The organism is Pseudomonas sp. OVF7 (assembly GCF_030644265.1).
Taxonomy (GTDB): domain Bacteria; phylum Pseudomonadota; class Gammaproteobacteria; order Pseudomonadales; family Pseudomonadaceae; genus Aquipseudomonas; species Aquipseudomonas gorinensis.
In genome coordinates this window covers 2,189,039-2,214,625 of the sequence record NZ_CP128996.1, presented here as the reverse complement: position 1 = coordinate 2,214,625, position 25,587 = coordinate 2,189,039, and the positions used below count along the sequence as shown (strand labels likewise).

27 protein-coding genes are annotated in these 25,587 nt (G+C 59.8%); 14 read left to right on the top strand and 13 right to left on the bottom strand.

Annotated elements, in window-relative coordinates; all coding sequences use genetic code 11:
- The first annotated feature begins 3 nt into the window (after positions 1–3).
- From QU606_RS10105 to recX, 6 genes are all read left to right on the top strand, one after another.
- Positions 4–1,014 (top strand): contractile injection system protein, VgrG/Pvc8 family, encoded by a 1,011-nt coding sequence (locus QU606_RS10105; protein WP_069075368.1) that lies wholly within the window; start codon positions 4–6, stop codon positions 1,012–1,014.
- A gap of 22 nt (positions 1,015–1,036) precedes the next feature.
- On the top strand, positions 1,037–1,594 hold the full coding sequence (locus tag QU606_RS10100) for a glycoside hydrolase family 19 protein (protein WP_102624413.1): 558 nt from the start codon (positions 1,037–1,039) through the stop codon (positions 1,592–1,594).
- Complete coding sequence (locus QU606_RS10095; RefSeq protein ID WP_102624412.1) at positions 1,582–2,082, top strand: lysis system i-spanin subunit Rz; 501 nt, start codon at positions 1,582–1,584, stop codon at positions 2,080–2,082. Before QU606_RS10100 ends, QU606_RS10095 begins: the two co-directional genes overlap by 13 nt.
- Positions 2,083–2,163: 81 nt before the next feature.
- Positions 2,164–2,664: a CinA family protein gene (locus QU606_RS10090; RefSeq protein ID WP_024073751.1), complete on the top strand. Its 501-nt coding sequence runs from the start codon at positions 2,164–2,166 to the stop codon at positions 2,662–2,664.
- Between the two features lie 83 nt (positions 2,665–2,747).
- Entirely contained in the window at positions 2,748–3,806 is a 1,059-nt protein-coding gene (gene recA / locus QU606_RS10085; protein WP_024073752.1) for a recombinase RecA, read from the top strand.
- Positions 3,807–3,814: 8 nt separating this feature from the next.
- Positions 3,815–4,282 (top strand): recombination regulator RecX, encoded by a 468-nt coding sequence (gene recX / locus QU606_RS10080; RefSeq protein ID WP_024073753.1) that lies wholly within the window; start codon positions 3,815–3,817, stop codon positions 4,280–4,282.
- 224 nt (positions 4,283–4,506) lie between these two features.
- Here recX and QU606_RS10075 read toward each other — a convergent pair whose 3' ends face one another.
- A complete protein-coding gene (locus tag QU606_RS10075; RefSeq protein WP_304998353.1) occupies positions 4,507–5,619 on the bottom strand; it encodes a TIGR00730 family Rossman fold protein in 1,113 nt (370 codons plus the stop codon).
- A gap of 78 nt (positions 5,620–5,697) precedes the next feature.
- Between QU606_RS10075 and QU606_RS10070 the strand changes: the two genes are divergently transcribed.
- Positions 5,698–5,862 carry a hypothetical protein gene (locus QU606_RS10070; protein WP_155766381.1) on the top strand — a complete coding sequence of 55 codons (165 nt, stop codon included), beginning with the start codon at positions 5,698–5,700 and terminating at the stop codon, positions 5,860–5,862.
- A gap of 135 nt (positions 5,863–5,997) precedes the next feature.
- Here QU606_RS10070 and QU606_RS10065 read toward each other — a convergent pair whose 3' ends face one another.
- Entirely contained in the window at positions 5,998–6,438 is a 441-nt protein-coding gene (locus tag QU606_RS10065) for a PA3611 family quorum-sensing-regulated virulence factor (protein ID WP_024073755.1), read from the bottom strand.
- Between the two features lie 198 nt (positions 6,439–6,636).
- On the opposite strand from QU606_RS10065, the gene QU606_RS10060 reads away from it, so the two are divergent.
- From QU606_RS10060 to QU606_RS10050, 3 genes are all read left to right on the top strand, one after another.
- Entirely contained in the window at positions 6,637–7,356 is a 720-nt protein-coding gene (locus QU606_RS10060) for a tRNA-uridine aminocarboxypropyltransferase (protein ID WP_168232385.1), read from the top strand.
- Positions 7,357–7,607: 251 nt separating this feature from the next.
- Positions 7,608–8,258, top strand: a complete 651-nt coding sequence (gene erdR / locus QU606_RS10055; RefSeq protein WP_304998352.1) for a response regulator transcription factor ErdR — start codon at positions 7,608–7,610, stop codon at positions 8,256–8,258.
- 75 nt (positions 8,259–8,333) lie between these two features.
- Positions 8,334–8,696, top strand: coding sequence for a diacylglycerol kinase (locus QU606_RS10050; RefSeq protein WP_017137081.1), 363 nt, complete (start codon positions 8,334–8,336; stop codon positions 8,694–8,696).
- A gap of 3 nt (positions 8,697–8,699) precedes the next feature.
- Here the strand turns inward: QU606_RS10050 and QU606_RS10045 are convergent, their stop codons facing one another.
- Positions 8,700–9,626: a LysR family transcriptional regulator gene (locus QU606_RS10045; RefSeq protein ID WP_024073759.1), complete on the bottom strand. Its 927-nt coding sequence runs from the start codon at positions 9,624–9,626 to the stop codon at positions 8,700–8,702.
- Positions 9,627–9,750: 124 nt separating this feature from the next.
- Here QU606_RS10045 and fpr point away from each other — a divergent pair, with 124 nt between their 5' ends.
- On the top strand, positions 9,751–10,530 hold the full coding sequence (fpr, locus tag QU606_RS10040) for a ferredoxin-NADP reductase (RefSeq protein ID WP_024073760.1): 780 nt from the start codon (positions 9,751–9,753) through the stop codon (positions 10,528–10,530).
- A gap of 139 nt (positions 10,531–10,669) precedes the next feature.
- On the opposite strand, the gene QU606_RS10035 is transcribed toward fpr, so the two are convergent.
- The 6 genes from QU606_RS10035 to rimO all read right to left on the bottom strand — a co-directional run bounded on the left by QU606_RS10035 (position 10,670) and on the right by rimO (position 16,077).
- A protein-coding gene (locus QU606_RS10035) for an IS3 family transposase (RefSeq protein ID WP_370531087.1) occupies positions 10,670–12,045 on the bottom strand; the annotation gives its coding sequence in 2 pieces (ribosomal slippage) (positions 10,670–11,565 and positions 11,565–12,045; 1,377 coding nt in all).
- Positions 12,046–12,139: 94 nt separating this feature from the next.
- Positions 12,140–12,835, bottom strand: coding sequence for a tRNA (N6-threonylcarbamoyladenosine(37)-N6)-methyltransferase TrmO (gene tsaA, locus QU606_RS10030; protein ID WP_168232384.1), 696 nt, complete (start codon positions 12,833–12,835; stop codon positions 12,140–12,142).
- Positions 12,836–12,838: 3 nt separating this feature from the next.
- Complete coding sequence (locus QU606_RS10025) at positions 12,839–13,300, bottom strand: DUF1456 family protein (protein ID WP_024073762.1); 462 nt, start codon at positions 13,298–13,300, stop codon at positions 12,839–12,841.
- Positions 13,301–13,368: 68 nt separating this feature from the next.
- Complete coding sequence (locus QU606_RS10020; protein ID WP_024073763.1) at positions 13,369–14,079, bottom strand: rRNA pseudouridine synthase; 711 nt, start codon at positions 14,077–14,079, stop codon at positions 13,369–13,371.
- A 71-nt stretch (positions 14,080–14,150) separates the two neighbouring features.
- The gene (locus QU606_RS10015; RefSeq protein ID WP_069075372.1) at positions 14,151–14,624 is read right to left on the bottom strand and encodes a GNAT family N-acetyltransferase; all 474 of its coding nucleotides are present in this window, start codon (positions 14,622–14,624) and stop codon (positions 14,151–14,153) included.
- Positions 14,625–14,736: 112 nt separating this feature from the next.
- Positions 14,737–16,077: a 30S ribosomal protein S12 methylthiotransferase RimO gene (gene rimO, locus QU606_RS10010; RefSeq protein WP_024073765.1), complete on the bottom strand. Its 1,341-nt coding sequence runs from the start codon at positions 16,075–16,077 to the stop codon at positions 14,737–14,739.
- 288 nt (positions 16,078–16,365) lie between these two features.
- On the opposite strand from rimO, the gene QU606_RS10005 reads away from it, so the two are divergent.
- From QU606_RS10005 to QU606_RS09995, 3 genes are all read left to right on the top strand, one after another.
- Positions 16,366–18,267 carry a potassium transporter Kup gene (locus tag QU606_RS10005; protein ID WP_024073766.1) on the top strand — a complete coding sequence of 634 codons (1,902 nt, stop codon included), beginning with the start codon at positions 16,366–16,368 and terminating at the stop codon, positions 18,265–18,267.
- 224 nt (positions 18,268–18,491) lie between these two features.
- The gene (locus QU606_RS10000; protein ID WP_304998350.1) at positions 18,492–19,598 is read left to right on the top strand and encodes an NADH:flavin oxidoreductase/NADH oxidase; all 1,107 of its coding nucleotides are present in this window, start codon (positions 18,492–18,494) and stop codon (positions 19,596–19,598) included.
- Between the two features lie 270 nt (positions 19,599–19,868).
- A complete protein-coding gene (locus tag QU606_RS09995; protein ID WP_024073768.1) occupies positions 19,869–20,054 on the top strand; it encodes a hypothetical protein in 186 nt (61 codons plus the stop codon).
- Between the two features lie 68 nt (positions 20,055–20,122).
- Here the strand turns inward: QU606_RS09995 and QU606_RS09990 are convergent, their stop codons facing one another.
- The 4 genes from QU606_RS09990 to QU606_RS09975 form a co-directional block, all read right to left on the bottom strand.
- A complete protein-coding gene (locus QU606_RS09990) occupies positions 20,123–21,748 on the bottom strand; it encodes a glucan biosynthesis protein D (protein WP_024073769.1) in 1,626 nt (541 codons plus the stop codon).
- 514 nt (positions 21,749–22,262) lie between these two features.
- Entirely contained in the window at positions 22,263–23,687 is a 1,425-nt protein-coding gene (locus tag QU606_RS09985; RefSeq protein WP_024073771.1) for a gamma-aminobutyraldehyde dehydrogenase, read from the bottom strand.
- A gap of 170 nt (positions 23,688–23,857) precedes the next feature.
- A complete protein-coding gene (locus tag QU606_RS09980; RefSeq protein WP_102624406.1) occupies positions 23,858–24,667 on the bottom strand; it encodes an ABC transporter permease in 810 nt (269 codons plus the stop codon).
- Positions 24,657–25,586 (bottom strand): ABC transporter permease, encoded by a 930-nt coding sequence (locus QU606_RS09975; RefSeq protein ID WP_304998349.1) that lies wholly within the window; start codon positions 25,584–25,586, stop codon positions 24,657–24,659. Before QU606_RS09975 ends, QU606_RS09980 begins: the two co-directional genes overlap by 11 nt.
- Position 25,587 lies beyond the last annotated feature (1 nt).

Below are 25,587 nucleotides of genomic sequence, written 5' to 3'. Positions count from 1 at the left end.
TGCATGGCACAGGGATTTACGCCTATCGTGGAGTTTTATGGCGCCAATGCGGCGCTGCTCAATCAGCGCTTGATGCGTTGGAGCCACACCGACGCGGCGGGCATTGAGACTGACCGGCTGGAGCTGACCCTCAATATCGAGGGCTTGGACGGCCTGCCCACTCTGAACGGCAAGATCGGCTTGCGTGTCGGTTACCTGGAATCGGGGTTGGTGGAGAAGGGCGAGTTTGTCGTCACCCAACGCACCCCGGTGCTGTTTCCAATGCGCTTGATGATCGTGGCCACGGCAGCGCCCTTCAGCGTGGTCGATGCAACGGGTTACCGTCAGCGTCGATCCGCCAGTTACGGCCCGACAACCCTTGGCGCGCTGTTTCGCCAACTGGTCAGTCGTCACGGCTATTCACCGCGAGTTGCGCCCGCGCTGGAGGGGATTGCGATCGCGCACATCGACCAGTCCAACGAAAGTGACATGGCGTTCATTTCGCGCCTTGCCCGCCTCTATAGTGCGGTCACCAAACCGTTTAACGAGCTATATGTGTTGGCCGAAGCCGGCCGAGCCAAGTCGCTCTCCGGCCAGTTGCTGCCGGAAGTGAAGCTGTCGGTGACTGAGGATAACCGCCCCGGTGAACAGAGCTTTATCACCGCCAAACTCGACGAAAAATCCCGCTCGAAATACGAAGGTTGCCGCGCCAGTTGGTGGGATGCCGCCGCCGGCAGGCAGCGTGTGGTTCAGGTGGGGAATGCTCCGTTCAAAACCTTGCGCCAACGCTACCAGAACGAAGCCGAAGCCCGCGCCGTTGCCGAAGGCGAACTACGCCGTGTGGGGCGTGAAAATTTGAAGTTGGTGATCGATTGCCCGGGCAATCCATTGTTGGCCGCGGAAGGGCTGTTGGTGCTGGATGAGAGCTGGCCGTCTTATATGCAGGGACGATGGTCGATAAAGCAGGTGGTGCATGTCGGCGATCCGGCGACGGGATACCGCAGTTCGATCACGGCGGGTGGGTTGTCGATATAGAGACTTTTCGAGAGTAAAACCAATGGTGATAACACTCCCCCAGCTGCTTGGCGTTATGCCGGATGCCCGCCTGAGAGCGGGCGTTTTTTTAACGCCCTTGAATGCGGCTTTCGTTCGCTTCGAGATTGACCGTGCGAAGCGCATCGCCGCCTTCCTCGCTCAGATCGGCCACGAATCCGGCGAGCTGCGTTACGTCCGTGAACTGGGCAGCGATCAATACCTGAGCAAATACGATACCGGCGGCCTGGCCGTACGCCTGGGCAATAGCCTCGAAGCGGATGGCGATGGTCAGCTGTACCGGGGCAGGGGGCTGATCCAAATTACCGGCCGGCGCAATTACCTGGCCTGTAGCCAGGCCTTGTTTGGCGATGATCGTTTGTTGCGTCAACCGCAACTGCTGGAGCAACCGCAATGGGCTGCCGAGTCGGCCGCCTGGTTCTGGCAGAGCAACGGCCTGAATGAGCTGGCCGACAAGGACCAGTTCACCACTATCACCCGGCGCATAAACGGTGGGCTCAATGGGCTGGAAAACCGCTTGCAGCTATGGGCGCGGGCGAAGGCGGTCTTATGCGTTACCTGACGGTTTGCCGGCTGATCGGCGCTTGCCTGTTGATCGCGCTGACTTGGCAGGTGCAGGCCTGGCGCTATGGTGCGCAGCTTGAGCGCGAGGCGTCTGCCCAGGCGCGGGCGTTGAGCCAGCAGCATCTAGTGGCTTTGCGTCAACAACAGGCGGAGAACGACAAACGGCAGGCGTTGGAACAACAGCTCAGCGCCAGCGATCAACAACACACTCGGGAGTTAAGCGATGCCCAACGTACTCAAGCAGCTCTGCGCGACCGCCTGGCCACTGCTGATGTGCGGTTGTCAGTCCTTCTCGACGCCAGCGACCCCGCCAGAGGCAGTACAATGCCCGCCACCCCCGCCTCCGGCGGCGTGGTTCATGCAGCCCCGCGAGCCCGACTTGACCCGGCGCATGCTCAGCGAATTATCGCCATCACCGACGACGGTGATAACGCCGTGATCGCCTTGCGTGCCTGCCAGGCCTATGTGCGTGCCGTTGCGCGTTAGTCTCTGGATACATGCTGCAACTTGCATGGTCGATAGGCTCCTGTAGGGTAGGCAAACGCCCGCCCACTCCAGGAGACGACCGTGAAAGAAATCACCCAACTTGCCGCTGAACTGGGTCGCCGTTTACAGGTGCTCAATGCCCACGTCACCACGGCTGAATCCTGTACCGGTGGCGGTATTGCCGAGGCTATTACGCGGATTCCAGGGAGTTCGGCGTGGTTCGAGGCTGGCTATGTCACCTATTCCAACCGGCAAAAGACCCGCCAGTTGAACGTGCCTGAGGCGCTGTTCGCCAAAGTCGGCGCGGTCAGCCAGGAAGTGGTGGAGGCGATGGTCCGCGGCGCACAGGAAAAAAGCCTGGCGCGTTTTGCCGTGGCGGTCAGTGGCGTGGCGGGGCCCGATGGCGGTTCGCCGGAAAAACCGGTGGGCACGGTGTGGCTGGCCTTCGGCGTCGGGGACGAGGTCACCGCTGAGCTTGCGCACTTCCCGGGTAACCGCGACGAGGTCCGCCGACAAACGGTAAAGGCCGCGCTGGAGGGCTTGTTGCGACGAGCTGCAGCAGAAATAGAAAATCAGGGGTAGGCGATCTCTGATCTTTGTGGAACAATACTGTCTACTTATACAGGTGTTGGCCGCCAGGCCTTATTGATTACGTGAGGACTTTAATGGACGACAACAAGAAGAAAGCCTTGGCTGCGGCCCTGGGTCAGATCGAACGTCAATTCGGCAAGGGTGCCGTAATGCGTATGGGCGATCATGACCGTCAGGCGATCCCGGCTATCTCCACTGGCTCTCTGGGTCTGGACATCGCGCTCGGCATTGGCGGCCTGCCAAAAGGCCGTATCGTTGAAATCTACGGTCCTGAATCTTCCGGTAAAACCACCCTGACCCTGTCGGTGATTGCCCAGGCGCAAAAAATGGGCGCCACTTGCGCGTTCGTCGACGCCGAGCACGCCCTTGACCCTGAATATGCCGGCAAGCTGGGCGTCAACGTTGACGACCTGCTGGTTTCCCAACCGGACACCGGTGAGCAAGCCCTCGAAATCACCGACATGCTGGTGCGCTCCAACGCCATCGACGTGATCGTGGTCGACTCCGTGGCTGCCCTGGTACCGAAGGCTGAAATCGAAGGCGAAATGGGTGATATGCACGTGGGCCTGCAAGCCCGCCTCATGTCCCAGGCGCTGCGTAAAATCACCGGTAACATCAAGAATGCCAACTGCCTGGTGATCTTCATCAACCAGATCCGGATGAAGATCGGCGTCATGTTCGGCAGCCCGGAAACCACCACCGGTGGTAACGCGCTGAAGTTCTATGCTTCGGTTCGTCTGGACATCCGTCGTACGGGCGCGGTGAAGGAAGGTGACGAGGTCGTTGGTAGCGAAACCCGCGTCAAGGTCGTAAAAAACAAAGTCGCACCGCCATTCCGTCAGGCCGAGTTCCAGATTCTCTACGGCAAGGGTATCTACCTGAACGGCGAGATGATCGACCTGGGCGTGCTGCACGGTTTTGTCGAGAAGTCCGGTGCCTGGTATGCCTACAACGGCAGCAAAATCGGCCAGGGCAAGGCCAACTCGGCCAAGTTCCTGCAAGACAACCCGGATATCGCGGCGACCCTTGAGAAGCAGATTCGCGACAAGCTGCTGACCCCTACGCCAGACGTGAAAGCGGCCGCCAATCGCGAGCCGGTTGAAGAAGTAGAAGAAGTCGACACTGACATCTGAAGCAAACGATGACTGTTGTACTGGATACACTTGTCGCCGTTCGGCGCACCGCAATGGACCTGCTTGCTCGCCGCGAGCATGGTCGAGTCGAGCTGACGCGTAAACTGCGTCAGCGCGGCGCGGAGCCTGAGATGATCGAGACCGCCCTTGACCGTTTGACGGAAGAAGGGCTGCTGTCGGAGTCCCGCTACCTCGAAAGCTTTGTCTCCTACCGAGCCCGTTCCGGCTACGGCCCCGCGCGGATTCGCGAAGAGCTGAGCCAGCGCGGTTTGCAGCGCGCCGATATAGACATTGCCCTACGTGAGTGCGGTATCAGTTGGCAGTCGCAACTGGAGGACACCTGGCGCCGCAAGTTTGCCGGTCACCTTCCAATTGATGCCAGGGAACGCGCGAAGCAGGGGCGCTTCTTGAGTTATCGCGGTTTTTCGATGGAAATGATCAGCCGCTTACTCAGTGGTCGAGACATGGACGACTGAGCACCTTGCTGTTTGTTGAACAGGCTTGTTGTATGGCGGACGGGCTTGTTGTGGCGAGCGGGCTTGCCCCGCGTTGGGCTGCGAAGCAGCCCCAATAGCCTCACCCTCAATAGCCTCACCCTCAATCTAAACCTGAACCACCAAAAACTGCCCCAAAAAAAGGCCCGCTATGAAAATAGCCGGGCCTTTTTGCGTTTCTGGATTCTGCGTCGCGTTTCTGGATTTCACGCCGGCTGCGGCGCTACTCGCTGTTGCGTCTTCCCCTGGGACTGCGCCCAGTTCTCCGGCAAGTTGATGTAGTCCACCAACTCCCGCAGCCGGCCCTGATCGCGTCCGTTGAAGTTGAACACCAGTCGCGTCAAATGGCTGAACCTCGGTTCATCATGCTCCTCGCCGGTATAGGCAAGCTGCTGGAACTCTCCACTCAACCGTAGGCTGGCGAACTCGTTCTGCAAATGAGCCAGCGCACGCTCGCTGAGCGGGTGATTAATGCGCACCACGAATTCACGCTTCAACCAGCGTGTGGAATGGAAGTTGGCATAGAACTGATTGATCTCTTCGACGGCCTCTTCAGCGCTGTACACCAGGCGTATCAGCTTGAGGTCAGTGGGGAGGATATAGCGATTGGCTTCCAGTTGATTGCGGATAAAGTCCAGGGCGCCCTGCCAGAAACCGCCTCCAGGTGCGTCCAGCAGTACCACGGGTACCAGTGGGCTTTTGCCGGTCTGGATCAACGTCAGCACTTCCAGCGCTTCATCCAGCGTGCCGAAACCGCCCGGGCACAGCACCAACGCGTCGGCTTCCTTGACGAAGAACAGCTTACGGGTGAAGAAAAAGTGGAAGGACAGCAGGTTCTCGGTACCATCGATGGTCGGGTTGGCGTGCTGTTCAAATGGCAGGGTGATGTTGAACCCAAGGCTATGTTCCAGGCCTGCGCCTTCGTGAGCCGCCGCCATGATGCCGCCGCCACCACCGGTGATCACCATCAAGTCTGATCGGGCCAGCGCTGCACCGACTTCACGGGCCAGGGCATACAACGGGCTCTCGACAGGCGTGCGTGCCGAGCCGAACACCGTGACCTTGCGCCGGCCCTTGAACTGCTCCAGTACACGGAAAGCGTGGTCCAACTCGCGGATCGCCTGCAAGGTGATCTTGGCGTTCCAGCGGCTACTGTCGTCCTGGGCCATGCGCAGAACGGTCAGGATCATGTCGCGATAAAGGGGGATGTTAGGGCTGTCAGGCGCAATCAGCTGGAGTTGAGCGTCGACCTGCTGTGTGAGGTCAGCTCCGTTTGCTTCAAAATGCTGAAGCAGGCGGTCATTCGGTTCGTAAGGCATTCAACGTCTCCTTCTTCACAGAGGCCAGGTCAACGACGAGATATTCGTCCGTCGCCACGACACTGCATGTGTCGCTGCATGCCCAAGGCAATGAACAATGTTCGCCAAGCGGCAAAGCGGGCTCTGTATGTTCCTTGTGATGTAAAAACCTTTGCACTGCAAGTTGCAGGAGGGCAACCCTCTTTTGCCCTGAAAATGTTACAGGACGGCGTGAAGACCGCTGTAGAAGGGCTGCTGGGATGACTTGATCATGGGCCGAAAAACCCTTGGCTGGCAACCGCTTATTGGTCGCTCATCACGGTAGTTTGACTGCCGCTGGAAACGGAATCGGGGAAATCGGCGCGCCGCTGGACAGCCGCGCGCGAGGGCCAAGCCACATTACTTTTTCTTTTTCGCCGCAGCCGGTGCCGGGCAATCTGCTTCCACGAACTTCACTGATGCCACAGGACGGTTGGTCTTGTTCTCGGTGATTTCGTAGCGCATCACCGCGCCCTTGGCCATCAGCTCGCGGTAGCCCTTGTTCAGGCATACGCTCTGACCCAGCTGGAAATACACTGCCTTGGGGTTGGCGCGCATCTGTTCGGCGCGATCAGGCAGCACGCTGAGGTGGTCGATCAGTTGCATCCCCTCAACGGTGTAGGCCACTTCCAGGGTTTTTTCGTCAATCTCCCGGGGCAGCTCCTTGTTGCTTTCGGCCGCGACGCTTTGCAGCTTCTTGTTCATTTGCGCCTCCAGCAACGAGGCTGCCTGGGCGCCCACAGGCAGGACCAACGCGAGCGCGACGGATGGGGCAACAAGACGCAGCATGGAACGCAGCATGAAACTCTCCTGATTCGGTTACTGGTGCATAGACCAGCCACTGCGCTATGCGTTCAGTGGCGCGCAATTATAGTGGACCCCTTGCCATGACAGCCAGGCGTATCGATGGGAAGTACGACGGGCTCTGGTAAACTGCAGCCACTTAAGCCCTTCTCGAGTTCCCCCAGTGTCGATTTCCTCTTCCGTGCGGCGCATCCAATGAGCCATGCCGTCTCCCGCCTGCGCACCCAACGCCTGGCGCGGGCCGTCAGGCCTTTTGTCAACCGTGGCTCCCGCGCCGAGCGCTGCCCCGGCTGCCGGGTGATCCCGCAATACTGCCTGTGTGCCTGGCGGCCTCAGGTCGAGGCCCGGTCTGCGATGTGCCTGTTGATGCACGACGTCGAACCGATGAAACCGAGCAACACAGGCTGGCTGATCGCTGATGTCATCCACGACACCCGTGCATTTGCCTGGTCGCGCACCGAGGTCGATCCTGAACTGCTCATCTTGCTCGCAGATCCGCAATGGCAGCCGTATATCGTATTCCCTGGCGAATTTGTCGCACCTGAGCGAGTGGTCAGCGAAGTCGTCGTAGGGGAGGGCAAGCGCCCGCTGTTTATCCTGCTGGACGGCACTTGGAGCGAAGCGCGCAAGATGTTTCGCAAAAGCCCCTATCTGGAGCATCTGCCTGTCCTGAGCCTGGCCCCGGAGCAACTGTCGCGCTATAAACTGCGGCGTTCCAAGCGGGATGATCACTTCTGCACCGCCGAAGTGGCCGCGCTGTGCCTGGAGCTGGCCGCCGACCAGGCCGCGAGCGAAGTGCTGGATGCTTATCTCGACGTGTTCAGCACCCATTACCTGGCCGCCAAGTTCCAGTTACCGCTGGACTTGGCAGACATCGTCCATACTCGTCTTGCACCCTATATCCCAGCGGTATAACCAGACGACGTTTGCATGATGGCACTGCAGCCCCACAACTCGCTAAAATGCCACGGGCGTAGTGCTTGACCCCCCAGGCTGCGCTGGGCATGCTGGGCGCCGATCAGGGCGCAACCGTGAGTTTTCAACGTCGTTCCAGGTGTTTTTGACGTTGAGCCTGCCCTGTGGCGATGGCTGCCTGGCCGTCGCCTTGTGTACTGGCGAACCCTGAACCCATCAGGGCTGCCATAAAAAACAGGATCATTTAATCAATGGCCACATACGAAATCCTGATAGCCGATGACCACCCGCTGTTTCGCAGTGCATTGCATCAGGCGGTAACCCTGGGCCTGGGCCCCGATGTCCGCCTGGTCGAAGTGGCCAGCATTGCCGAGCTGGAAACCCGCCTCACCGAAAAATCCGACTGGGACCTGGTGCTGCTCGACCTGAACATGCCCGGCGCCTATGGTTTCTCTGGGTTGGTGCTGCTGCGCGGGCAATACCCGCAGATTCCGGTGGTGATGGTCTCGGCCCAGGAAGAGGCCGACGTGGTGGTGCGCTCCAAGGAGTTTGGCGCCAGTGGTTTCATTCCCAAGTCCAGTTCCATGGACGCGATCCAGCGTGCCGTGCGCGCGGTGTTGGAGGGCGATGTGTCCTGGCCGCCGCAAGCGTTTGAAGAAATCAACGTGTCCGACGAGGCCAAGGCCGCCCGTGATGGCTTGGCCAGCCTGACACCCCAGCAGTTCCGGGTGTTGACCATGGTCTGCGAAGGCCTCTTGAACAAGCAGATCGCCTACGAGTTGAGCGTGTCGGAAGCGACCATCAAGGCCCACGTGACAGCCATCTTTCGCAAGCTGGGCGTGCGTACGCGTACCCAGGCAGCACTGCTCTTGCAACAACTTGAGTCAATTTCGCAGCATTAAGCGGTCATTGCTTCACGCTTTTTTGACTTTGCTTGATCTAGTTTCCCCACTCCTTTGGTTCAGTTGCCTACATCTATGTCGCCTTTCAAGGGTCAAACCGGTATCAAACGTATCTTCAATGCAGGGGGCTACTCCCTGGATGGCCTGCGCGCAGCTTTCACCGGCGAGGCGGCTTTCCGTCAGTTGGTGTTGTTGAACGTCATCCTGATCCCACTGAGCTTCTTCCTGCACGTCAGCCGCGTCGAGCGTGCGTTGCTGATTGCGGTATGCCTGCTGGCCTTGATCGTTGAATTGCTCAATTCGGCGGTAGAGGCGGCGATCGACCGCATTTCCCTGGACCGTCATCCCCTGTCAAAAAACGCCAAGGACATGGGCAGCGCCGCGCAATTCGTGGCCCTGACCATGATCACCCTGGTGTGGGCCGTGATCCTGATCTAAGGCTCAGGCAATGCTCGGCAGCACGATCTCGTCGCTGCGCTGTACCCCGGCGGTAAAGGCGCGGCACAGTTCGAGAAACTCGCGCATGGCCGAGGTCTGGTACTTCTGTTTATGCCAGATGAAGTAGAACTGCCGGGCCAGGTCCAGGTCCGGGGTTTCCACGGGCACCAGGCTGCCCCGGCGGAAGGCATCACGCAGCGCCAATCGGGAAATACAGCCAATCCCCAGCCCGGACTCCACCGCACGCTTGATCGCCTCGGTGTGTTCCAGCTCCAGGCGGATATTCAGCGCGCTGCGGTGATGGCGCATGGCCTGGTCGAAGGTCAGTCGTGTCCCTGAGCCTTGCTCCCGCAGGATCCAGGCTTCATGGGTCAACGCTTCCATGGTCGCTATGCCGCGCTTGGCCAGGTGGTGCTGCGGCGCGCAAAACACCACCAGTTCATCCTCTACCCAGGTTTGCACCTCGATATCCGGGTGGCTGCAATCGCCTTCGATTAGACCCAGGTCAATTTCATAGTGGGCCACCTGGTGCACGATATTGGCTGTGTTCTGTACATGCAGCTTCACCTGGCTTTCGGGGTGCTGCTGCATAAAGCTGCCGATCAGCAGGGTGGCCAGGTAATTGCCGATGGTCAGGGTTGCGCCGACCGCCAGGGAGCCGAAACCGGACTTGCCGTTGAGCAGGTCCTCGATTTCCTTGGCCTGGTCCAACAGGGCCACCGCCTGGGGTAACAGCTGGTGCCCGAGGGCGTTGAGGCTCAGGCGTTTACCGGCGCGGTCGAACAATTGGCAGCTGGATTGACGCTCCAGCTCGGTAATCGAAGTGCTGGCGGCGGATTGAGATAAGGCCAGGAGACCAGCAGCGCGGGACACGCTTTCCTGCTGGGCGACGGCGACGAAGACTTGCAGTTGACGGAGAGTAAATCGCATATCGATATAACCGATAACCCTTATCTTAATAATCCAGTTAACAGATATTGTCGCCGCCATTAGAATGCTGTGCAATTGCGCACCTATCATTTGGCGCAGACCCATTTCCAGGAGTCCCCCGTACATGAGCAACATGAACCACGAGCGTGTCCTCAGTGTTCATCACTGGAACGACACTCTGTTCAGCTTCAAGTGCACCCGCGATCCGGGCCTGCGCTTCGAGAACGGTCAGTTCGTGATGATCGGCCTGCAACAGCCCAACGGCCGCCCGCTCATGCGCGCATATTCCATTGCCAGCCCGAATTGGGAAGAGCATCTGGAATTCTTCAGCATCAAGGTGCCGGATGGCCCGCTGACTTCCCAATTGCAGCATTTGAAGGAAGGCGACGAGATCATCATCAGCAAGAAACCGACAGGCACCCTGGTGCTTGACGATCTGAAGCCGGGCAAACACCTGTACCTGCTCAGCACCGGTACTGGCCTGGCGCCGTTTATGAGCGTGATCCAGGATCCGGAAACCTACGAGCGTTTCGAAAAAGTGATCCTGTGCCACGGCGTGCGTTACGTCAACGAAGTCGCCTACCGCGAATTCATCACCGAGCACCTGCCGCAGAACGAATTCTTCGGCGAAGCCCTGCGTGAAAAGTTGATCTACTACCCGACCGTGACCCGTGAACCGTTCGAGAACGAAGGCCGCCTGACCGACCTGATGCGCAGTGGTAAGCTGTTCCGTGACATCGGCCTGCCACCGATCAACCCCGAGGACGACCGCGCCATGCTGTGCGGCAGCCCAAGCATGTTGGACGAGACCAGCGAAGTGCTGAACAGCTTCGGCCTGAAAGTTTCGCCGCGCATGCGTGAGCCGGGTGATTACCTGATCGAGCGCGCGTTCGTCGAGAAGTAAAGCAGTCAGGCCATGTGCTGACTGGGCAACACAGAAGATCTGAATGTGGGAGGGGGCTTGCCCCCGATGACGGTGATTCAGTCAACTTACATGTCGACTGACCCACTGAAGTGCGCCCCAAAAGCTGGACAGCTGTTGGTTAGGCTACAGCGGACCGGGTCCTGTACGCTACAGGGCTCAGTCCGCCAAGCTTCACTTTGATTCGCTTATGGTTGTAGTAATGGATGTACTCATCCAGCCCCGCTTGCAACTGCTCCACGCTTTCAAAGCTTTCCCGATAGTAGAACTCTGACTTCAGCGTGCCGAAGAAACTCTCCATTGTGGCGTTGTCATGGCAGTTTCCTTTGCGTGACATGCTTTGCTCCAGCCCTGCTTTTTCTAGCCTCTCCCGGTACTTTGGATATCGATAGTGCCAGCCTTGATCTGAATGCAGCATAGGCTTGCCGCCCTCAGGTAAGCCTTCAATAGCTTTTTCCAGCATCTCGCCCACCAAGGCATATTGGGGACGTATTGCCGTCTGATAGGCCACGATTTCTCCGTTGTACAAGTCCAAAACTGGGGACAAGTACAGCTTTTTGCCGGCCACTTTGAACTCGGTGACATCCGTCACCCATTTCTGATTCGGTTGCTCAGCCTCGAACTGACGAGCCAAGGTGTTGGGCGACACTTCGCCCATCGGCCCTTTATACGACCTGTATTTCTTAGGCCGCACCGTGCATTTCAGACCCAGCTCCCCCATCAGTCGTCGTACCGTTTTACTGTTGATCAGCGATCTTTCTTTACGTAGTTCTAGCGTCATCCGACGGTAACCAAAGCGGCCCTTATGCTCGTTTTGGATGGTCTGGATAGAAGCTTTGATCGAGGAAAATCGGTCCGCAACGCCCATCGCCTTGAGTTGGTAGTAGTACGTACTTCGCGCAAGGCTCACTAGCTTGAGCAAGTCACGCAAGGGAAAGTGTTGCTTAAGCTCACTGACTAATCGGGCTTTTTCTTCTGTTCTTTCTCCCGCCTCATCACCGCCTCGCCTAACTCCCCAAGCTTTTTTAGATAAGCGTTCTCCATCCGTAGGTATTGGAGCTCATCAAGTAACGTCTTGTGCTCAGGCTCAGGGCTGGTGAGTGGGGCAGCGGTTTTGCGTGGTTTAGCAGGTGGTTTAGGCATAGCGGTGCTCAGTCCTCTTTTCCCTGACTCCAGGGCTTCAATACCGCCACTGTAATACTGCTGTTGCCATCTGCCCACCTGAGTGGAATCCCCCAAGTTGAAAAGCGCCGCTGCGCGGCGCAAGGAAAGGGAGTCATCCCACATGCGCCGTAGAACAGAGAACTTGAACAAGGCACTGTAACGCTGGCCGGTACTGCTCAAGCTGGCCTCACCGTGTAATCGATAAGCCTCGACCCAACGACGAAGCAAGGTGGGGTCCATTTGAAATTGAGCGGCGACCCGGCGAAACCCTCGGCCTCGCTCAAGGAAAGCGGTGATGGCAGATAGCTTGAACTGCGTGGTGTACTTGCTCATGAAAACGCCCCAGAAATTGGATGGGTGTCCAACTTCTGGGGCGCACTTCACACTGCCATCGGGGGCAAGCCCCCTCCCACATTGGGTTTCCGGTTTATCCAGCCGGCACCACTTCCAGCACACAAATCATCCCAGCCTCGGGATAGTGCCAGCGCACATCCACATCCCAGAACTGCGCTCCATATTCGCGCTCAGGCCCAGGTGTCTGGTACGCCGGCCGTGGATCCTGCGCCAGGCACTGATCGATCAACTCCACCAACGGCTCCCCAAGGCGCTGGGCGTGGCCTTGTGCCTGTTGCAGCGCCGTCTTCAGCCATTGCACCGGAATCAGTTGCGGCGCACCACTGGCGATGCTGTTGCTGGCCGTGTCGATGATGTCGGCGTAGGGCACATACGGCTTGATATCCAGCACCGGTGTGCCATCGAGCAAATCAATCCCGGAAATCCATAGTCGCCCCGGCTCCACCTTGTCCAGCTTCACCACCGACTGGCCAATCCCATTGGGCCGATGGGTGGCGCGGGTGGCAAATACGCCCATGGACGTGTTGCCGCCCAGGCGCGGCGGGCGCACTTTCAAGCGTGGCTTGTCTTCCAGGGCCTGGTGGAACAGAAACAACAGCCAAACATGGCTGACCTGCTCCAGGCCCTGCACCGCCTCGCCCTGGTCGAACGGCGCGACCAGCTCCAGCACGCCCCGTGCGGCAGGCGCCAGTTGCGGCTGGCGCGGAATGGCGAACTTCTCCTTGAAACAGGAGCGCACGAAGCCGACGGGCGAGACGTGGTAACTCATGGTTTACGCGCGAACCCGCAGCGTCAGGCCCTTGAGGAAGTTACGCAGCAACTGGTCGCCGCACGGACGGTAGTTGGTGTGGCCGGCCTTGCGGAACAGCGCGCTCAGCTCCGGCTTGGACACCGGGAACTCGGCGGCCTTGAGGATGGCATGCATGTCGTCTTCCTTGAGTTCGAAGGCCACGCGCAGTTTCTTGAGGATGATGTTGTTGGTCACCGGGGTTTCGATCGGCTGTGGCGGACGGCTTTCGTCCTTGCCACGCTTGAAAATCACCAGGCCATCGAGGAAATGCGCCATGACCTCATCCGGGCAGAACACGAAGCCCTCTTCCTCGTCTTTCTTGAGGTAAGTCAGCAGGTCTTCCTTGGTCACGTCCATGCCGCCGAGCTTGATGATCTCGACCATCTTGTTGTCGCTGATGTCGAGCATGTAGCGCACGCTGCGCAGTACGTCATTGTGAATCATGGTGGGCAATCCTGGTTTTCAACAGTGGGCGCCGCCGGGTGGGGCGGCGCCTGGAAAGGGGGAGTGGCTTAGAACTTCTCTTTGCCGGACAGATAACGCCATTGACCTACCGGCACCTTGCCGATGGACACGCCGCCGATGCGGATACGGCGGATGGCGATGACCTTCAAGCCAACCGCTTCGCAGAACAGGGCGATCACGCCCGGTTGCGGGTTTTTCATCGCAAAGCGCAGGCGGTTTTCGTTCTGCCAGCTGGCTTTCACCGCCGGCAGCTCTTTGCCTTTGTAGGTCAGGCCATGGTTGAGGCGGTTCAGGCCATGGGCAACCATGTCGCCCTCGACCTCGACCACGTATTCCTGCTCGATCTTGGCGGCATCGGCGGTCAACTTGCGCAGTATCTTCCAGTCCTGGGTGAACACCAGCAGGCCGCTGGCCTTGGCTTGCAGGTCGGCGCTGGCGGTCAGGCGCAGGAAATGCCCCTTGAGCGGGCGCTTGCTGAAGCGGTGCTCTTCGGACAGCGTTTCGGCGCTGATCGAGGCCATGGCCGTCTCGGCATCCACGCCAACCGGCGCGTGCAGCAGGATAGTCACCGGCTCCGGCGCGGTGGCCTTGGCGTCGGGGTCCAATTCGACCTTTTGGGTCGTGACCTTGAACTGCGGCTCGTCGATCACTTCACCGTCCACCGAGACCCAGCCGCCTTCGATAAACAGCTCAGCCTCCCGACGGGAGCAACCGACCAGTTCGATAAGGCGTTTGGAGAGGCGTATGGGGTCAGTCATGACAAGGGCCGTAGCAAAAGGGGGCGGCTATTGTACCTGCCTGGAGCCGGTTAATCCCGGCTCCATTTCATTTAACCCTGGCGCGCCTGCTGCGGCGCCTGGCGCAAACGCAAATGCAGCAACGGATAAGGCTGCCCCAGGCCATCATGCTCTGTGCGTCCGATCACCTCGAAGCCTTGTTTGAAGTAAAAGCCCAGGGCCTGGGGGTTCTGTTCGTTGACGTCCAGCTCATCGGCATTCATGCATTCGATCGCGTACCGCAGCAATTGCCGGCCCAGCCCCTGGCCACGGTATTGCGGGTCGATAAACAACATCTCGACCTTGCCTGCGGCCACCCCGGCAAACCCGGTAATGCGCTGGCGCGAGTCCTTGGTGCAGATCAGCATCACCGAGTCCAGGTAGCGGGTCAGCACCAGGTTTTTCAGCAGCTCGATATAACTGTCCGGCAGGAAATCATGGGTGGCCCGCACCGAGGCCTCCCAGATCCTTGCCAACTGCGCGTAGTCGCTGGTTCTGGGTGTATGGATAACCGAATGCTGACGCATGCCCGCTGCCCCTTGCCGAAATTGGCGTCGATGGGCAAAACGATAGACCTAAAAAAGCCCCGCATCTTGTCCAGAGGCAGGGCTTTTGCACTTTATTTACAGGCGGAAGCGATCAGTCGCGTTTTTCAGCCCACAGGTCGTATTCGTCGGCGTCGGTCACGGTGCACCAGACCTTGTCACCTGGCTTCAAGCCCGTGGCATCGTCGATAAACACGTTGCCGTCGATTTCCGGCGCATCGAAGAAGCAACGGCCAACCGCGCCTTGTTCATCGACTTCGTCGATCAGCACTTCGATTTCCTTGCCGATGCGCAGTTGCAGGCGCGCCGAGCTGATCGCTTGCTGATGCGCCATGAAGCGCTCCCAACGGTCCTGCTTGACGTCATCCGGCACCACGGCCAGGTCCAGCAGGTTGGCCGGGGCACCTTCCACCGGCGAGTACTGGAAGCAGCCGACGCGGTCCAGCTGGGCTTCGGTCAGCCAGTCGAGCAGGTATTGGAAGTCTTCTTCGGTTTCGCCGGGGAAGCCCACGATAAAGGTCGAACGGATGATCAGGTCCGGGCAGATTTCGCGCCAGTTCTTGATGCGCGCCAGGGTCTTGTCCTCGAAGGCCGGGCGTTTCATGGCCTTGAGCACTTTCGGGCTGGCGTGCTGGAACGGGATGTCCAGGTACGGCAGGATCTTGCCGGCGGCCATCAGCGGGATCAACTCGTCCACGTGCGGGTACGGGTAAACGTAGTGCAGGCGCACCCACACACCCAGGCTGCTCAAGGCTTCGCACAGTTCGGTCATGCGGGTTTTCACCGGCGCGCCGTTCCAGAAGCCGGTGCGGTACTTCACGTCGACGCCATAGGCGCTGGTGTCCTGGGAGATCACCAGCAGCTCTTTTACGCCGGATTTGACCAGGCGCTGGGCTTCGTCCAATACATCACCCACGGGGCGGCTGACCAGCTTGCCGCGCATCGACGGGATGATGCAGAAGCTGCAGCTGTGGTTGCAGCCTTCGGAAATCTTCAGGTACGCGTAGTGACGCGGGGTCAGCTTGATGCCTTGCGGCGGCACCAGGTCGATCAGCGGGTTGTGGTCCTGGCGTGGTGGCACGACGTCGTGCACAGCGTTGACCACCTGTTCGTACTGCTGCGGGCCGGTCACCGCCAACACGCTCGGGTGCACATTGCGGATATTGCCTTCTTCCACACCCATGCAGCCGGTCACGATGACCTTGCCGTTTTCCTTGATGGCTTCGCCGATCACTTCCAGCGACTCTGCCTTGGCCGAGTCGATGAAGCCGCAGGTATTGACCACCACCACGTCCGCGTCCTGGTAAGTGGACACCACGTCATAACCTTCCATGCGCAGTTGGGTCAGGATGCGTTCGGAGTCAACCAGGGCCTTCGGGCAACCCAGGGAAACAAAGCCAACCTTGGGGTTGGCCTTTGCGATGGTGGTGGACATGTCTAACCTCGGTATTGAATGACGCCGCCAGTCGGGCATGACAGGGCTGCGGACGGGCGCTTGCTGCGCCTCTGATCAAAAAGTGCGCAATTCTAGCGACGGGCAACGCACTTGACCAGCTTTATGCAGGGAAATGCGACGAGTGCTGCGCTATGCTTCGCGCCGTTGCTCGCGGGGAAAGCCCTGGGTCAATAAAACGTCTGTTACGAGAAGTAAAACAGCGCATGCTAGGGTCAGCTTAGGCGCGTTGTTTATAAAAGACCTCAGGTCAAAGGGCAGGAGTGGTTGATGGGTCAGGCAAGTAGTCAGGCAGCGGGTGCCGAGCATTCAAACGCCAAGCCGATAGGCATGCTGGTGGCGGCGGTCGGGGTGGTGTACGGCGATATTGGTACCAGCCCGCTCTATACCCTTAAAGAGGTGTTTGCCGGGGGGTATGGGGTTTCAGTCAATCATGACGGGGTCTTCGGCATTCTGGCGTTGATTTTCTGGTCGTTGGTCTGGGTGGTGTCGATCAAGTACGTGCTGTTTATCCTGCGCGCCGACAACCAGGGCGAGGGCGGCATCATGGCCCTGACGGCGCTGGCGCGGCGGGCGGCGTCGCCGTATCCCAAGTTGCGGTCGGTGCTGGTGATTCTCGGCCTGATCGGTGCCGCGCTGTTCTACGGCGATAGCATGATCACCCCGGCAATCTCGGTACTCTCGGCGGTAGAGGGCCTTGAACTGGCCTTTGATGGGCTTGAGCGCTGGGTCGTGCCGTTGTCGCTGGTGGTGCTGGTGGGCCTGTTCCTGATCCAGAAACACGGCACCGACCGTATCGGCAAGCTGTTCGGCCCGGTCATGGTGTTGTGGTTCCTGGTGCTGGCCGGCCTGGGGGTGCATGGCATCAGCCAGCATCCGGAAGTGCTCAACGCGCTGAACCCGGTCTGGGGTGTGCGCTTCTTTGTCGTCCACCCCGGCATGGGCGTGGCGATTCTTGGCGCTGTGGTGCTGGCCTTGACCGGTGCCGAGGCGCTGTACGCTGACATGGGCCACTTCGGGCGCAAGCCCATCGCCCGTGCCTGGTTCGCCCTCGTGCTGCCGGCGCTGGTGCTCAACTATTTCGGCCAGGGCGCGTTGTTGCTGGAAAACCCCGAAGCGGCGCGCAACCCGTTCTACCTGCTGGCGCCGAGCTGGGCGTTGATCCCGCTGGTGGTGCTGTCGACCCTGGCGACGGTGATTGCGTCCCAGGCCGTGATTTCCGGTGCGTTCTCCCTGACTCGCCAGGCGATCCAGTTGGGCTACATCCCCCGTATGCACATCCAGCACACCTCCAGCGCCGAGCAAGGCCAGATCTACATTGGTGCTGTGAACTGGTCGTTGATGGTGGGCGTGATCCTGCTGGTACTGGGCTTCGAGTCCTCCAATGCCCTGGCTTCCGCCTACGGTGTCGCGGTGACTGGCACCATGCTGATCACCAGTATCCTGGTGTCGGCGGTGATGCTGTTGCTGTGGAAGTGGCCACCGCTGCTGGCGATTCCGGTATTGATCGGTTTCCTGCTGGTGGACGGCCTGTTCTTCGCCGCCAACGTGCCGAAAATCGTCCAGGGCGGTGCGTTCCCGGTGTTGGCGGGGATCGTGTTGTTTATCCTGATGACGACGTGGAAACGCGGCAAGGAACTGCTGATGGATCGCCTCGACGAAGGCGGCCTGCCACTGCCGATTTTTATCGGCAGCATCCGTGTGCAACCGCCCCATCGTGTGCAGGGCACCGCGGTGTTCCTCACCGCACGGCCCGACGCCGTGCCCCACGCGCTGTTGCACAACCTGCTGCATAACCAGGTGCTGCACGAGCAGGTGGTGTTGCTGACGGTGGTCTATGAGGATATTCCGCGGGTGCCGGCCGCACGGCGCTTCGAGGTGGATGCCTACGGGGAAGGTTTCTTCCGCGTGATCCTGCACTTCGGCTTTACCGATGAGCCGGACGTGCCTGAAGCGTTGAAACTGTGCCATCTGGACGAGCTGGATTTCAGCCCGATGCGCACCACGTACTTCCTCAGCCGCGAAACGGTCATCGCCTCGCGGATCAAAGGCATGGCGCGCTGGCGCGAGGGCTTGTTCGCGTTCATGTTGAAGAACGCCAACGGCAACCTGCGTTTCTTCAAGCTCCCGGTCAACCGGGTGATCGAGCTGGGCACCCAGGTCGAAATGTAAGAGGCCGCACCACGGGAGCCGGCAATCGGCTCCCGTTTTCGTTTCTGAACCCTGTGCAATCCAGCGTTGTCGACTAGTCTCTAAGCACTGTTGTGTAGGAGCGGGCTTGCCCGCGAAAAACGTTAACGGTAACGCCTCGATCCTCGATAAACGCGGTGTCTATGAGGCTTTCGCGAGCCAGCTCGCTCCTACAGAAGTGCCCAAAAGCCAAGAAGAGGTGCGCCATGAGTCAGCTGCTCGAACCCTATACCCTGCGCCAATTGACCCTGCTCAATCGCATTGCCGTGTCGCCGATGTGCCAATACTCCTGTGTCGATGGCCTGGCTAATGACTGGCACCTCGTCCACCTTGGCTGTCGTGCCGTCGGCGGCGCCGGGCTGATTTTTACCGAAGCCACCGCGGTCACCGCCGATGGCCGTATCACCGCCCAAGATCTGGGCCTGTGGAACGATGAACAGATCGCACCCTTGCAACGCATCACCCGCTTTATCGCCGCCCAGGGCGCGGTGGCCGGCATTCAACTGGCCCACGCCGGGCGCAAGGCCAGCACCCATCGGCCGTGGATCGGCAAGCATGGCAGCGTCAAGCCGGAAGACGGCGGCTGGGTGCCGGTGGGGCCGTCGCCGATTGCCTTTGACCCGAACCACACGCAACCCCGGCAACTGGATGACGCTCAGATCCAGCAAGTGATCAGCGACTTTGTCGCCGCCGCCAAACGTGCGTTGACCGCGGGTTTCGAGGTGGTGGAAATCCACGCAGCGCATGGTTACCTGTTACATCAATTCCTGTCGCCCATCAGCAACCAGCGTCAGGACCAATACGGCGGGTCCTTTGAAAACCGTATCCGCCTGGTGCTGCAAGTGACCGAAGCGGTGCGCGAAGCCTGGCCCCAGGAGCTGCCGTTGTTTGTGCGGGTATCGGCCACCGACTGGGTGGAAGACGGCTGGAACCCGGATGAAACCGTGGAGCTGGCGCGCCGCCTCAAAGACCTGGGCGTGGACCTGATCGACGTGTCCTCCGGTGGCACCGCCGCCAATGCCGAGATCCCCACCGGGCCGGGCTACCAGACACGCTTCGCCGAGCGTGTGCGCAAAGAGTCGGGCATCGCCACCGGCACCGTCGGCATGATCACCGAACCGGCCCAGGCCGAGCACATCCTGCGCACCTGCCAGGCCGATATCATCTTCCTCGCCCGTGAACTGCTGCGTGACCCGTACTGGCCGCTGCATGCCGACGATGATCTCGGTGGGCGCAAGGCAATCTGGCCGGCCCAGTACCAACGGGCGACTCATCGCGACCAGCCGATTCATGAGTCTGATCTCAGGGATTGAGCCTTCATCCGCGCTCACAAAACCCACCCTGGCCCGGTGGGTTTTTTTTGCCCGCAACTGTGGGACAGGGCTGTAGGTATTTATTCCTGACCCAATTATTTAAGTGAATACTCTAAAAAAATCCCACACGTCACGAGATTGTTTCTACGCTTAGGGTAAGTCTGATTTCTGGCCCAGGGAGTCAGCCGGTTTGTCTGCCGAAGCATTGCGCTTCACGGGAGGCGGGTAATGGGCACACGGAGTTTTGATCGATATCAGGAGAAACAGTCCATGGCCAAGTCCTATGGTGTAGCCGGTGTGGTGGTGTCTTTTCTGACCCGCAGGGTGTACTCGCGCGCCCAAAGGTTGAGTTCCGATGAAGCTGAATTACTGGCGCAGTATCGCGCCCTGACCGAAAGCGATCAGGTGGCGATGCGGTATCTGATTGGCGCGATGAAGAGCGTGTCGCGGTTCTGATTCGCCGCTGAACATGGGGGCGGGCTTGCTGCGGTGAGCAAGCCCGCGCCCATGTTCAAGTCAACGCATCATGTGTACTTACGCTGGTCCGGTGCCGGCGGGAAGTACTGGTACAGCCAGGTTTCGCTCAAGGTGCGGTCCTGGGTGCGGATAAACAAGCGCAGTTCCACCGGCTCCACGCTGTCGCTGGTCGGGTACCAGTCGAACAGAATGCGGTAGCCCTTGATGTTGTCGAGCACCAGCACGCTGAAGTCTTTCACTTCACCATGGGAACAGGTGACCACGGGCTCGATACCGGTGCCGGGTGGCAGGCGATCCAGGCCGCCGCCCTTGAAGTCCACGGCGAAACGGCGTGCCCAAACTGGCGGGTAATGCTCGCCCGGTGCCCACCCTTCGGTGAAACCGCCCATGCCGGAACGAGTCGCATCGACTTGCGCCAGCGGCGTGCTCACCGGCGGCAGGGCGCTCCAGTACAGTTTGTAGCCATAATTGAGCGAATCGCCGGCCGCCACGGGTTTTTTCGGCGTCCAGAAGGCCACGATATTGTCGAGGGTTTCGCCGGTGGTCGGGATTTCCAGCAGGTCGATCGAGCCTTCGCCCCAGGCGGTGGTGGGTTCGACCCACAGGCTTGGGCGCTTGCTGTACCAGTCCACGGTGTCCTGGTAGCTGGCGAACTCATGGTCGGTCTGCACCAGGCCGAAACCTTTCGGGTCGGTGTCGGCGAAGGCGTTGAATTGCAGCTTGGCCGGGTTGTTCAATGGGCGGCAAATCCACTCGCCATTGCCACGCCACATCGCCAGGCGGTCCGAGTCGTGGATTTGCGGGTGGATGGTGTCGCACATGCGCCGTTCGTGGGTGCCGCAACTGAACATGCTGGTCATCGGCGCGATACCCAGTTGTTCGATGGCGGTGCGCGCATTGATATTGGCGTCGATGGCCATCACCACCTGGTTGGCCTGGCAGTCGATATCAAAGCGATAGGCGCCGGTGGCACTCGGTGAGTCGAGCAGGGCGTAGACCACGAAACGCGTGGCGTCCTTGTCCGGGGTTTCGAACCAGAACTGCGTAAAGTCGGGGAACTCCTCGCGCTTTTTCGCGTAGGTATCAATCGCCAGGCCTCGTGCGGAAAGGCCGTACTGGCCGGTGGAATCCACCGCGCGGAAGTAGCTGGCGCCGAGAAACGACAGCACGTCGTGGCGATCCAGTTCCGGTGCCTTGAACAGCTTGAAGCCAGAGAAGCCCAGGTCGCCGGTCAGTTGCTGAGTGTCGACCGTGGTTTTTTCATAGTTGAACAGCGAAGGGCGGAAATGCACTTCGCGGGCTTCCCGGGTCTTCGGGTCGACACTGTGCATGCGCACCGGCGTCTTGAAGCCCATGCCAACGTGGAAGAACTGCACGTCCAATTGGCCGTTCAACTCCTTCCACAGCGAATGCTTGCCGTCGTAGCCGATGGCATTGAAATTCTGCGGGGTCATGGTCGCCAGTGTCGGCGGCAGCACCTGTTTGGTGTCTTTATATGCGGTCCCGGCGAGCTGTTTGGCCTGGGCCTTCAGCGTTTCGAAATCGAACGCCACGGCCTTGCCGTCGGCGGCACGGTTCCCGGCCCAGGCCTGCGCGGCCAGCAGGCCACTGGCTGACAATCCGGTGTAAGCCGCAATGGCCATGGATGCTTTAAGCAAATTCCTGCGGTGCATAGACACAACCTGTCGTGAGCAAATCCAGCGCCGTTCCTGGCACGTAACGGATCAAAAATAACGGTTCGGACATGCCTTCGACCAAACGCAACGGACATTAAACAGACGCCGGATAGCTTAAGCGGTTCTATGACGTAGGAAAAATGATTGATGTCGGGGTGATGGCGCCGCATATGAAACAAGACATTTCCGGGCTGTGAGTGAACACATTACCCAACCATTATGAAGATCCAAAGGTGGGAGGGAGCAACCGGTATAAACCGGGGACATCGTTTACATCGCTAACCGGGGAAGGGAGATGGCGACGTCGTTGAGGACGTCGCGGTGGGTGATGTCCATGGGGGAAACCTGGGTTTTATCGCTGTAGGTGTTTCAACTGTAGGAGCGAGCTTGCTCGCGAAGAACGTCAACGATAACGCGGACATTCTGATTGACCGCGGTGCTCTTGCGTTCTTCGCGAGCAAGCTCGCTCCTACAATTAAAGCGTTAAAGCGTTAAAGCGTTTGGGCGTGGATCAGTGCTTGAACATCACATGGCGAACCGTGGTGTAGTCCTCCAACCCATACATGGACATGTCTTTGCCATACCCCGACAGCTTCTGGCCGCCGTGGGGCATTTCGCTGACGAGCATGAAGTGGGTGTTCACCCAGGTGCAGCCGTATTGCAAACGAGCGGCCAGGCGATGGGCGCGCCCCACATCGGCCGTCCATACGGATGACGCCAGACCGTAGTCCGAATCATTGGCCCAGCCCAGCACCTGCGCCTCATCGGTGAACTTGGTCACCGACACCACCGGCCCGAACACTTCGCGGCGCACGATCTCGTCATCCTGCTGCGCATCAGCCAACACCGTCGGCTCAAAGAAGAAACCGTTGCCTTCGACCGCCTTGCCGCCGGTGACCAGGCGAATATGCGGCTGCGCCATGGCGCGTTCGACAAACCCGGCGACACGGTCGCGGTGCTGTGCGGTGATCAGCGGGCCCAGCTCGGTGCTGGGGTCATCCTGCAAGCCATACTTGATGCTGGCGACGGCGGCGCCGAGCTTTTCGACAAAGGCGTCGTAGATATCGGCCTGCGCATAAATGCGGCAGGCGGCCGTGCAATCCTGGCCAGCGTTATAGAAACCGAAGGTGCGAATGCCCTCGACGGCGGCATCGATATCGGCGTCATTGAAGATGATCACCGGGGCCTTGCCCCCCAGTTCCATGTGCATTCGCTTCACGTTGTCAGCAGTGCTGGCGATGATATTCGCGCCGGTGGCGATGGAGCCGGTCAACGACACCATGCGCACTTTCGGGTGAGTCACCAGGGGGTTGCCCACGGTAGGCCCTCGACCGAAAACCAGGTTGAGTACGCCGGCCGGGAATATCTCCGAGGCGAGCTCGACCAGGCGCAGCGCGGTCAGCGGGGTTTGTTCCGATGGCTTGAGCACTACGGTATTACCCGCAGCGAGGGCTGGGGCGATCTTCCAGGCGACCATCATCAGCGGGTAGTTCCACGGCGCGATGGAGGCGATCACGCCCACCGGGTCGCGGCGGATCATCGAGGTGTGGCCGGGCAGGTATTCACCGCCGGCCGAACCGCTCATGCAGCGGCTGGCGCCGGCGAAGAAACGAAACACGTCGGCAATCGCCGGGATCTCGTCGTTCAGCGCCGCGCTGTAAGGCTTGCCGCAGTTGTCCGATTCCAGCTTGGCCAGCTCTTCGCCATGGGCTTCGATCACGTCCGCCAGTTTGAGCAGCAACAGCGAACGATCCTTGGGCGCGGTCTGCGACCAGCTTTCAAAGGCCGCATCGGCGGCGCGCACGGCGGCGTCGACCTGGGCTTCGCTGGCTTCCTTGATTTCCACCAGCACGCGGCCGAGTGCCGGGTTGAAGATGGCTTGGATCGGGCCTTCGCCTTCGACCAGGTGGCCGTTGATCAAGAGTTTGGTTTGCATGGTTCAATCCTCCTCAACACTATTGTTATGTCACTGAAAGAACCGGGTTCACATGTGGGAGGGGGCTTGCCCCCGATAACAGTGTGTCAGTCAACACATGGGGGGCTGATGTACCGCCATCGGGAGCAAGCCCCCTCCCACATTTGAGCGCGGTGCCTTCAATAAAAAAGTTATTTACCGCCACTACCGGCCACGCTTTCACCGCCGCGCGTCAGGTAATAGGCCCCCAGAATCGGGAACATCGTCACGATCATCACCAGCATCGCCACCACGTTGGTCACCGGTACATCCCGTGGGCGACTGAGCTGGTTGAGCAGCCACAGCGGCAAGGTGCGCTCGTGTCCGGCGGTGAAGGTGGTGACGATGATTTCGTCGAACGACAGCGCAAACGCCAGCATGCCGCCGGCCAGCAGCGCCGAACCGAGGTTGGGCATGATGATGTAGCGGAAGGTCTGCCAGCCGTCGGCGCCCAGGTCCATCGATGCTTCGATCAGGCTGTGGGAGGTGCGGCGCAGACGGGCGATGACGTTGTTGTAGACGATCACCACGCAGAAGGTCGCATGGCCGACGATGATGGTGAACATCCCCGGCTCGATGCCCAGGGTCTTGAACGTTGCCAGCAGGGCGATACCGGTAATGATCCCCGGCAGTGCAATCGGCAGGATCAGCATCAACGACACGCCTTGCTTGCCAAAGAACTCACGGCGATACAGGGCGGCCGACGCGAGCGTGCCGAGCACCATGGCGATCAGGGTGGCGATGCCTGCAATTTGCAGCGACAGCTTGATCGCGTCCAGCACGTCGGGCCGGGCGAAGGCCACGCTGAACCACTTCAGGGTAAAGCCCTGGGGCGGGAAGCTGAACGCGGCTTCTTCGGTGTTGAAGGCGTAAAGGAAGATGATCAGGATCGGAAAGTGCAGGAACACCAGGCCGCCCCAGGCTGCAATCTTCAAGCCGAGTGATGATTTCTCAGAGTGCATCGAAGGCCCCCAGGCGTTTGACGATGGACAAGTACACCGCGATCAGCACGATCGGCACCAGGGTGAACGCCGCGGCCATGGGCATATTGCCGATGGCGCCTTGCTGGGCATACACCATGCCGCCGACGAAGTAACCCGGTGGGCCGACCAGTTGCGGCACGATGAAATCGCCCAGGGTCAGCGAAAACGTGAAGATCGAACCGGCGGCAATCCCCGGCACCGACAGCGGCAAGATCACCTGCATGAACGTCTGGCGCGGCTTGGCGCCCAGATCGGCCGAGGCTTGCAGCAGCGACGGTGGCAAACGCTCCAGCGAGGCCTGGATCGGCAGGATCATGAACGGCAACCAGATATAGACGAACACCATGAACCGGCCCAGGTGTGAGGTGCTCAAGGTGCTGCCGCCCACGCCGGGAATGCCCAGCACGAACTGCAACACCGGCTCCAGGCCCAGGTGCTGCACGAACCACTGCGCCACACCGCCCTTGGCCAGCAGCAAGGTCCAGGCATAGGCCTTGACGATATAGCTGGCCCACATGGGCATCATCACCGCGATGTAGAAGAACGCCTTGATCTTGCCCGTGGTGTAGCGCGCCATGTAGTAGGCAATCGGGAAGGCCACTATCGCGCTGGCGATCGACACCACGATCGCCATGCTCAGGGTGCGCAGGATGATGTCGAAGTTCGACGGCTGGAACAGCGCGGCGAAGTTGGCCAGGGTCAGGTCCGGGGTGACCGCCATGGTGAAGTCGTCAAAGGTATAGAAGCCTTGCCACAGCAGGGTCAGCAATGAACCCAGGTAGATCGCGCCGAACCAGATCAGCGGCGGCACCAGCAGCATCGCCAGGTAAAGGTTGGGCTTGCGGTACAGCAGGTTGGAAAACCTGCGCATCGGTGGTTGGGAAAGGGCCTGGCTCATG